This is a genomic window from Streptococcus danieliae (genome assembly GCF_009767945.1).
Taxonomy (GTDB): domain Bacteria; phylum Bacillota; class Bacilli; order Lactobacillales; family Streptococcaceae; genus Streptococcus; species Streptococcus danieliae.
Window position 1 is genome coordinate 1 of record NZ_WSRS01000076.1, and the last position, 8,170, is coordinate 8,170.

The following is an 8,170-nucleotide window of genomic DNA, read 5'->3' on the forward strand; positions in this document are numbered from 1 at the left end:
TTATCCTAAAAAATGTTTGGACTACAAGTCACCAAAGGAATTTCTTAATGGTGGCTAACTTCAACTTGAAATTTAGCATCTTTTATAATTATGTCTATTGGAGGAGAAAAATTGGAAAAAAAGCTGAAAAAGGCTTGACACCTTTTCCAAAATAGTTTACCATATCCTTAACCTTAAAAATGGAGAAAGGAAAACTACGGTATGTTGAGAACTAGCCAAACAACAGCAGTGAATCATACATATTTCTACAGCTACTTTTAGATAGTGTTTGTAGCCTAGTTTCATGGATACAAACACGAAACGTTTCGTTTGTATCTATGTAGCTGTGGTAGTTTTGACTGTACCTGCATAGATGGAATATCTAGGTGGCAGGTCAAATCAGTCTGTTTCTTCATACAGTTGAATTGAAAAGGGGCCGTTTAGATAGCAGAAACGGTCCCGTTTTTTGTATCCAAGTTCTCATTTAAGGAAAAGACAAAGAGGAGAAATGAATATGCGATTTAAGAAGTTTTTAACAGGTTCGGTAGCCTTTTTATCCGCGGTAACGTTAGCAGCTTGCTCAGCATCAAGTGGTCAGAATGGAGAGACTAAGGTTGGGATTATCCAATACGCAGAACATGAAGCCCTAACTTCAACACGTCAAGGCTTTATGGAAGCTCTTGAAAAAGCTGGCTACAAAGAAGGGGACAACCTAAAGGTAGACCTTCAAAATGCTCAAGGAGATCAGGCTAATCTCCAAACCATGGTCGAGCAGTTGAGCGGAAAAAATGATGTGAACTTTGCCATTGCGACGCCAGCAGCCCAATCTTTGTTGAGTGTGGATGCTGAAACACCATCGGTCTTTACAGCTGTTACTGATCCGATTGCAGCTGGTTTGGTGGATTCTTTGGAAAAACCTGGTGGAAGCATGACGGGCTCAACGGATTCTGCGGATGTTAAAGGACAATTAGAGATGTTGTTGAAAGTCGTTCCGAATGCGAAAACGGTGGGTATTTTCTACAACTCCAGTGAAGTCAATTCAGAATCTCAAGCCAAAGAGGCAGAGAAAATCTTAAAAGATAAGGGAATTAAAGTTGTTATCAAAACAGTAACAACAACCAATGATGTTCAACAAGCGGTTACTTCGCTGGCAGGACAAGTAGATGCCATCTACTTCCCAATCGATACGACAGTTGCTTCGACAGCTGGTACTATTGGGGATGTATTGAAAGAAGCGAAAGTCCCTGCTATGGGAGGAGACAATGCTGTGATTGACGCAGCCCTCTTTACTTACGGGGTAGACTACCATGCGATTGGTGTTCAAGCTGGTGAATTGGCGGTTGATATCTTGAAAGGGGAAAAACCGGCTGATTTAGCGGTGAAAGCACCTGAAAAAGCAAGTATTGCAGTGAATGAAGAGATGGCTAAGGTTCTGGAAATTGATCCAGAAACCATTAAAGCTTTAGAGAAATAAAGGAAGAATCTATGAAAAAAATTGGAAAATATTTATTCATAACCTCATTAATCGGTCTGGCAGCTCTTGGTTTGGCGGCTTGTTCGAGCACTCAAAGCCAATCTGGAAATGCGAAGGGTGTCAAAGTTGGGATTCTTCAGTACATGGAGCATGATTCCCTAACTGCAGCTCGGGAAGGCTTTGAAGCCGAGTTGGCTGACAATGGTTATAAAGAGGGTGAGAAGCTCACCTTGGATTATCAAAATGCCCAAGGAGACCAAGCCAATCTCCAAACGATTTCGGAGCAACTGGCGAGCAACAATGACTTGATTCTGGCGATTGCAACTCCAGCAGCTCAAAGTTTGGCCACAGCTTCAACAGACACACCGGTTCTTTTCACGGCGGTTACAGATCCCCTATCGGCTGATTTGGTAGAATCCATCAAAAAGCCAGGAGGTTTTTTGACAGGTACCAGTGACCAGGCACCGATTGACAAACAAGTTCAATTATTGGGACAAGCTGTGCCGAATGCCAAAACAGTTGGAATTCTTTATAACACAAGTGAACGGAATTCGGAAGTGCAGGTCGAAACAGCTCAACCTTTGCTCGAAAAAGCGGGCTATAAGGTGGTCTTGAAGGGGATTTCAAATACCAATGAGGTGCAGGATGCGGTTACCAGCTTGATGAAGGATGTGGATGCTGTCTTCATTCCAACAGATAACACGGTAGCTTCAACCATGACCATGATTGGTGAACTTTCTGTTAGCAACAAGGTTCCTGTAATTGGTGGTTCGACAGACATGGTGGATGAGGGTGGTCTCCTAACTTATGGAACCAACTATGAAGCTTTGGGACGGCAAACAGCCAAGATGGCTTTGAAAATCCTAGAAGGGGCAGAGCCAGCTGAGATGGCTGTGGAATATCCAGAAACCGTTAGCCTTCATGTCAATGAAGAGATGGCTAAGAAACTGGGAATTGATACAAGTAAATTAACTGTAAAAGATTAGGTGAAATTGTTGGGATTAGGGACAGTAGTGAACTGTTCTCTAATCCTCTAAAAGGAGTAGAACGTGGATCTTATTTTATCAAGTGTGTCACAGGGACTTCTATGGTCGATTATGGCCATTGGTGTGTATGTGACCTATCGAATTTTGGATATTGCCGATTTGACGGCTGAGGGAGCTTATCCCCTTGGGGCAGCTGTGGCTGCCACAGGAATTGTTGGGGGGATGAACCCTCTACTTGCAACCTTGTTGGCCTTTGTGGCCGGAATGGGAGCTGGTTTGGTATCCGGACTTCTCCATACCAAGATGAAAATCCCAGCTCTTTTGACAGGGATTGTTACCCTAACTGGTTTGTATTCCATTAACTTAAAGATTTTAGGTAAGGCCAATGTCGCTCTGCTTCGCCAGGAGACTCTGGTTACTCAACTGCAGGGTCTGGGTTTGAGCAAAACAACAGCTGTTCTCATTATCGGAAGTCTCTTTGTGGCTGTTGTGATTCTCTTGTTAACTTTGTTGATGAATACGCAGATTGGTTTGGCGCTGCGCTCAACGGGGGATAATATTCCGATGAGTGAGGCCAATGGAATCAATGTTAACCGTATGAAAATTTATGGCTACATGCTATCGAATGGGCTGATTGCTTTGAGTGGTGCCTTGCTCACACAGAACAATGGCTTTGCGGATTTGAACTCAGGGACTGGTACCATCGTTATCGGCTTGGCTTCTGTGATTATTGCAGAAGTTATTCTACGCAATCTGCGCATTGGTTGGCGTCTTCTTTCAGTTGTCTTGGGTTCAGTGATCTACCGCCTGATTATCTTGGCTATCTTGGAAATTCCAGGTATGGATGCGGATCTTGTGAAACTCTTCTCAGCAACTCTCTTGGCAGTGGTGCTTTTTGTACCAGAAATTCAAAAGAAGTTGTGCGTGCGTAAGATTAATGTGACAGACAAAACGGCATAGGAGGACAGCAAGATGACAAGTATTTTATCCATTCAAGATATTCATAAAACCTTCGAAGCTGGAACCATCAATGAAAACCATGTTCTTCGGGGAATGAACCTCGAGGTTGAAGAAGGAGATTTCATCTCCATTATCGGTGGAAACGGGGCAGGGAAATCAACTTTGATGAATACCCTGGCCGGAACTTTGTTGGTTGACTCAGGAGACATTCTTCTAGAAGGGAAATCCATCAAGACGGTATCTGCTGCGAAACGGGCTGTTGACATCAGTCGTGTATTCCAAGATCCCAAAATGGGAACAGCCTCACGTTTGACAATTGAAGAAAACATGGCTGTAGCCTATCGCCGTGGTCAAAAACGCGGCCTCAGCTGGGGAGTTAAAGATTCTGAACGGAAAATTTTTAAAGAAGCCTTGAAAGAACTTGGTTTGGGCTTGGAAAACCGGATGAAAGTGGACACCCAATTCCTATCCGGAGGCCAACGCCAAGCCCTAACGCTGTTGATGGCTTCCTTGGTAAAACCAAAGGTTTTGCTTCTAGATGAGCACACAGCTGCCTTGGATCCTAAAACCAGTGATATGGTGATGGATTTGACCAAAAAAATTGTCGAAAAAGACAAGCTAACAGCTTTGATGATCACCCACAATATGGAAAATGCCATCGAGTATGGAAACCGCTTGGTGATGCTCCATCAAGGTCGCATTGTTGTGGACGTCAAAGGGGAAGAAAAAGCTAACCTTACCGTCCAAAACCTCTTGGATCTCTTCCACAAAAACAGTGGCCAAGCCTTGGTTGATGACGAAATGATGCTATAACAAAGAAACCTGAGTCATCTCAATTGATGAATCAGGTTTCTTTGCTTTTAGTACAGAGGAGCTAGCATCACGAAAATGAGCCAAGGGCAAACTAACGATGTGTGAAGACATGCAGAAAGAGTATTCGTCTTTGAAAGAAGTAGATTGCGCAAGCCTACTTCCTTCTTTTATAATAAGAAAAAAGGAGAAAAACTATGGACATTCAAGCATTTGGGGTTGAGGAATGGCTAAATGTCTGGGAGAATGATGCTGTTTACGATATTGCCGGTTCGTCCATCGCGTCGATGACCTTGGACGAGATTCTAGAGCTGGGAGATGTGGGTAAGGAAACTCTGTTAGCCCAGGTTTTAGGGAAAACGATGAACTATGGGTGGATCGAAGGGTCGCCCGAGTTCAAGGAGGAAGTGGCCAAACTCTATCAAGGGGTTCAACCAACTCAAATTCTCCAAACCAATGGGGCTACGGGGGCGAATCATTTGGCTTTGTATGCCTTGGTGGAGCTGGGAGATCATGTGATCTCCATGTACCCAACCTACCAGCAATTGGTGGATATTCCGCGATCCTTTGGGGCTGAGGTCAGCCTTTGGCAGATTCAGGAGGAGCAGGGGTGGCTCCCGTCTCTAGAGGAGTTGCGGAGTTTGATTCGGCCCCAGACCAAGTTGATTTGCATCAACAATGCCAATAATCCAACGGGAGCCATCATGGATCGAGCTTATTTGGAGGAGTTGGTGAAGATTGCGCGTGAGGTGGGAGCTTATATCTTGGCGGATGAGGTCTACCAACCCTTAGAAGAGGGGCTGGAGATACCAGCTATTGTGGATCTCTATGAAAGGGGAATCTCTACTAACAGCTTGTCTAAGACCTATTCTGTTCCCGGCGTTCGTGTTGGTTGGGTGGTTGCGAATGCGGACTTGTCTGATCGTTTCCGGAAATACCGCGATTACACAATGATTTGTGCAGGGGTTTTTGATGACTTTCTAGCAACCCATGTCCTCCGGCATCGGGACTTGGTCCTGGAACGGAATCGCTCGATTGTCTATCGTAATCTTGAGCTTGTTAAAAAATGGGTGGAACAGGAACCACGGGTTTCGGTTATTTTCCCTCGACATGTTTCCACCTCCTTTATAAAATTGGATATTCCCGAGGATACGGAGATCTTCTGCATCCGACTCCTGCAAGAACAAGGGGTCCTTCTGGTCCCTGGGAATCGCTTTGATAAGCCTGGCTATGCTCGCTTGGGCTACTGCACGCAGACCGATATTTTAGAGCAGGGATTGGTGAGACTGTCTCAATTTTTGCGGCAGTACGATGCCTAAAATGTGTTTGGGGAGTACCAGTCGAAGCCCCCGATATCCGTAGGAATCAGAGTTGTTTCAAAATGGAATAGAAAGTGGTATGATATAGGATAGGTTTTTCAGAAAATAAGGAGTAAGTGACATGAAAAGACCTCTTATTGGAATTTCGGGAAGTGTTCTGTTGACCAGCTATGGTTCTTCGGAAGGTTACCGGCGGGCCTATGTCAACGAAGATTATGTGCAGTCGGTTCTTCAAAATGGAGGAATTCCGTTTATCTTACCGGTTGTTGATGATGAAGAAGTTCTGTCAACCTATATCGATCAACTAGATGGCTTAATTCTATCTGGGGGTCATGATGTGACGCCTCAATATTATGGAGAAGAGCCTATGCAAAAAATTGGTGAAACCTGGGAATTGCGAGACTGGTTTGACTCCCTCTTGGTGGAAAAGGCCTTGGCCAAAGGGATCCCTGTATTAGGGATTTGCCGTGGGATGCAGGTTATGAATGTCCTACACGGCGGTAGTCTTTGGCAAGATCTTTCCTATATGCAGGATGTTGAAATCAAACATCTTCAGGGACATTCACCAGAGTTGGTGACTCATCTGGTGGATATTGAAGAAGGTAGCCAGTTACACGAGCTGATGGGGGAAAATCATGTGATGGTTAACACCTTCCACCACCAGGCAGTTCGTGAGTTGGGGCAAGGCTTTAAGGCGACGGCTTTTTCAGCAGATGGGATTGTGGAAGCGATTGAACATGAAGATTATCCCTTCTATTTGGGGGTTCAATGGCATCCAGAAATGCTTCATACTTCCGTCCCTCTGATGAATCAGTTATTTGCAGGTTTGATTCAAGCGGCGCAGAAATAGAAAACAAGGTGGAGTGGGGTCATGCAGGAAAAAGAGCTACTGGAAGTTGCGGGTCAATTTGCCTATTTAATGTTGTCCAGTGGGGCCGAGACAGGACGTGTCGAATCGACAATTGATTATGTCGGAAAGGCTGTCGGGGTTCCTGTGATTTGCCATGTGACGATGACATCGATCTTATTAGTGAATCAGGACAGTGGACGCTCTTATGTGGTCAAGGTTCCTCGCTACCAGGTTGACCTGCAGATGGTACATGACCTCAATCATTTATCCCGTCAACTTTCCCAAGGGCAGATTGATTTTGAAACGTTTACTCGAGAGGTGGAGCGGCTCTCTCAAGGAGTCCCTCATTTTCCTCTCTGGCAACAGTATTTGGGAGCTGGTTTTGTATCCATGGCTCCCAACTTGGTTGACTTGGCTCCCTTCTCTGATTTTCTATTGACCTTTTTCCTAGGGATTTTTGCCCATTTCTTGAATCGCGAGGCCAGCCGCTGGATGGTTCCCCCTTATTTGGCTGTGGGCTTATCCGCCTTTATGATTTCGATGCTGACCAATGGTTTTTACCATCTAGGCTGGGGTCAGACCTTTGAAGTGCTTCTGATTTCTTCCTTAATGCCCCTGGTTCCTGGGGTGGCTCTGACCAATTCCTTGAGAGAGCTTTTAGGTGGTCATACCATTTCAGGTTTGGTCCGAGCTGTTAATGCTCTGCTGATTGCGACAGCTATTGGCGGTGGGGTAATGATGGCCAATCTCTTGTTTCAGGCCTTGATCTAGGAGGTGAGTGATGAGCTTTTTCTTAGGATTTCTGTTGAGTCTGTGTGGGAGTTTGGGCTATGGCATGATGGTTAATGCTCCACGCCAGACCTTGTTGAGTTCAGCTCTGACCGGTGGTCTGGCCTGGATTGCCTATCTGCTGATTCTAGATTTGACTGGTGGGATTTGGTTGGCCAATTTGGTGGCTAGCTTGATGATTGGTGTTTTGTCCAATGTTTTTGCCAAACGCATTGGGACGCCAGTTAATATCTTGTCCATCCCCTGTATGATCTCTCTGGTCCCTGGGGGTACCATTGCTACGTCTATGCGCTATTTTGCCCAGGGGGATGTTTTGCAGGGCCAGTCCTTTTTTGTCAGGACCCTACTCATTTGTTTTTCCTTGGCCCTTGGTTTTGTTTTAGCAGAAGGATTGGTCTTCTTAGGGAGAAAAATTGGAAAAAGATGAGTTGATATCTTGCCAAATAATGGAAAGTATGGTAATATTTTACGGTATGTGGTGTAGAACCCTTAAAACTAAATAGGAGGAATGACAAGATGGCAAAAGTATGTTATTTTACAGGTCGTAAAACTGTATCTGGTAATAACCGCTCTCATGCGATGAACAAAACAAAACGTGCTGTTAAACCAAATCTTCAAAAAGTTACAATTTTGGTTGACGGTAAACCGAAAAAGGTTTGGGCTTCAGCTCGTGCGCTTAAATCAGGTAAAGTTGAACGCGTTTAATAAAAACTTGAAAAAGAGGTTGGATTTCCAATCTCCTTTTTATTGGGCTTTTAGGAGGAGCTAGTATGAGGCTGGGACTAGGGGAGTGGGACAGAACTAATTTTTTTCAAAATTATAGTCATTTGAAACAAGAACAAGACAACAAAGCATCCAGAAAATTGTCATAACTGGGCAATACTTTTCTGAGGTGTTTTTTCATATGAGCCCATGTGTTTTCAATAGGATTATACTCAGGTGAGTAGGGGGGAAGAGGCAAGAGTTTATGTCCTTGTTCTTCGCACAATACTTTTAGACGACT

Annotated in this window: 10 protein-coding genes; 9 read left to right on the top strand and 1 reads right to left on the bottom strand. The window is 44.5% G+C overall.

Features of this window, described 5'->3' with window-relative positions; translation table 11 throughout:
- Positions 1 to 493 precede the first annotated feature (493 nt).
- The 9 genes from E5983_RS07460 to rpmB all read left to right on the top strand — a co-directional run bounded on the left by E5983_RS07460 (position 494) and on the right by rpmB (position 7,872).
- Positions 494 to 1,453, top strand: a complete 960-nt coding sequence (locus E5983_RS07460) for an ABC transporter substrate-binding protein (protein ID WP_160333243.1) — start codon at positions 494 to 496, stop codon at positions 1,451 to 1,453.
- An 11-nt stretch (positions 1,454 to 1,464) separates the two neighbouring features.
- A complete protein-coding gene (locus E5983_RS07465) occupies positions 1,465 to 2,439 on the top strand; it encodes an ABC transporter substrate-binding protein (protein ID WP_160333244.1) in 975 nt (324 codons plus the stop codon).
- A 63-nt stretch (positions 2,440 to 2,502) separates the two neighbouring features.
- Positions 2,503 to 3,399 carry an ABC transporter permease gene (locus tag E5983_RS07470; protein WP_160333245.1) on the top strand — a complete coding sequence of 299 codons (897 nt, stop codon included), beginning with the start codon at positions 2,503 to 2,505 and terminating at the stop codon, positions 3,397 to 3,399.
- A 12-nt stretch (positions 3,400 to 3,411) separates the two neighbouring features.
- Positions 3,412 to 4,212, top strand: a complete 801-nt coding sequence (locus E5983_RS07475) for an ABC transporter ATP-binding protein (protein ID WP_160333246.1) — start codon at positions 3,412 to 3,414, stop codon at positions 4,210 to 4,212.
- A gap of 194 nt (positions 4,213 to 4,406) precedes the next feature.
- On the top strand, positions 4,407 to 5,528 hold the full coding sequence (locus tag E5983_RS07480; RefSeq protein WP_160333247.1) for an aminotransferase: 1,122 nt from the start codon (positions 4,407 to 4,409) through the stop codon (positions 5,526 to 5,528).
- 121 nt (positions 5,529 to 5,649) lie between these two features.
- Complete coding sequence (locus E5983_RS07485; RefSeq protein WP_160333248.1) at positions 5,650 to 6,378, top strand: gamma-glutamyl-gamma-aminobutyrate hydrolase family protein; 729 nt, start codon at positions 5,650 to 5,652, stop codon at positions 6,376 to 6,378.
- Positions 6,379 to 6,399: 21 nt separating this feature from the next.
- Positions 6,400 to 7,149, top strand: coding sequence for a threonine/serine exporter family protein (locus E5983_RS07490; protein WP_160333249.1), 750 nt, complete (start codon positions 6,400 to 6,402; stop codon positions 7,147 to 7,149).
- Between the two features lie 10 nt (positions 7,150 to 7,159).
- Positions 7,160 to 7,594, top strand: a complete 435-nt coding sequence (locus tag E5983_RS07495) for a threonine/serine exporter family protein (protein WP_160333250.1) — start codon at positions 7,160 to 7,162, stop codon at positions 7,592 to 7,594.
- A gap of 89 nt (positions 7,595 to 7,683) precedes the next feature.
- Positions 7,684 to 7,872: a 50S ribosomal protein L28 gene (rpmB, locus tag E5983_RS07500; RefSeq protein WP_002885786.1), complete on the top strand. Its 189-nt coding sequence runs from the start codon at positions 7,684 to 7,686 to the stop codon at positions 7,870 to 7,872.
- A gap of 118 nt (positions 7,873 to 7,990) precedes the next feature.
- On the opposite strand, the gene E5983_RS07505 is transcribed toward rpmB, so the two are convergent.
- A partial coding sequence (locus tag E5983_RS07505; RefSeq protein WP_202056368.1) for a transposase occupies positions 7,991 to 8,170 on the bottom strand: 180 nt, incomplete at its 5' end.

Excerpts from the sequence above, each read along its gene's own strand:
- E5983_RS07485 (WP_160333248.1), top strand. The coding sequence starts at position 5,650 with ATGAAAAGACCTCTTATTGGAATTTCGGGAAGTGTTCTGTTGACCAGC.
- rpmB (WP_002885786.1), top strand. The coding sequence starts at position 7,684 with ATGGCAAAAGTATGTTATTTTACAGGTCGTAAAACTGTATCTGGTAAT.
- E5983_RS07490 (WP_160333249.1), top strand. The coding sequence starts at position 6,400 with ATGCAGGAAAAAGAGCTACTGGAAGTTGCGGGTCAATTTGCCTATTTA.
- E5983_RS07475 (WP_160333246.1), top strand. The coding sequence starts at position 3,412 with ATGACAAGTATTTTATCCATTCAAGATATTCATAAAACCTTCGAAGCT.
- E5983_RS07480 (WP_160333247.1), top strand. The coding sequence starts at position 4,407 with ATGGACATTCAAGCATTTGGGGTTGAGGAATGGCTAAATGTCTGGGAG.
- E5983_RS07495 (WP_160333250.1), top strand. The coding sequence starts at position 7,160 with ATGAGCTTTTTCTTAGGATTTCTGTTGAGTCTGTGTGGGAGTTTGGGC.
- E5983_RS07460 (WP_160333243.1), top strand. The coding sequence starts at position 494 with ATGCGATTTAAGAAGTTTTTAACAGGTTCGGTAGCCTTTTTATCCGCG.
- E5983_RS07465 (WP_160333244.1), top strand. The coding sequence starts at position 1,465 with ATGAAAAAAATTGGAAAATATTTATTCATAACCTCATTAATCGGTCTG.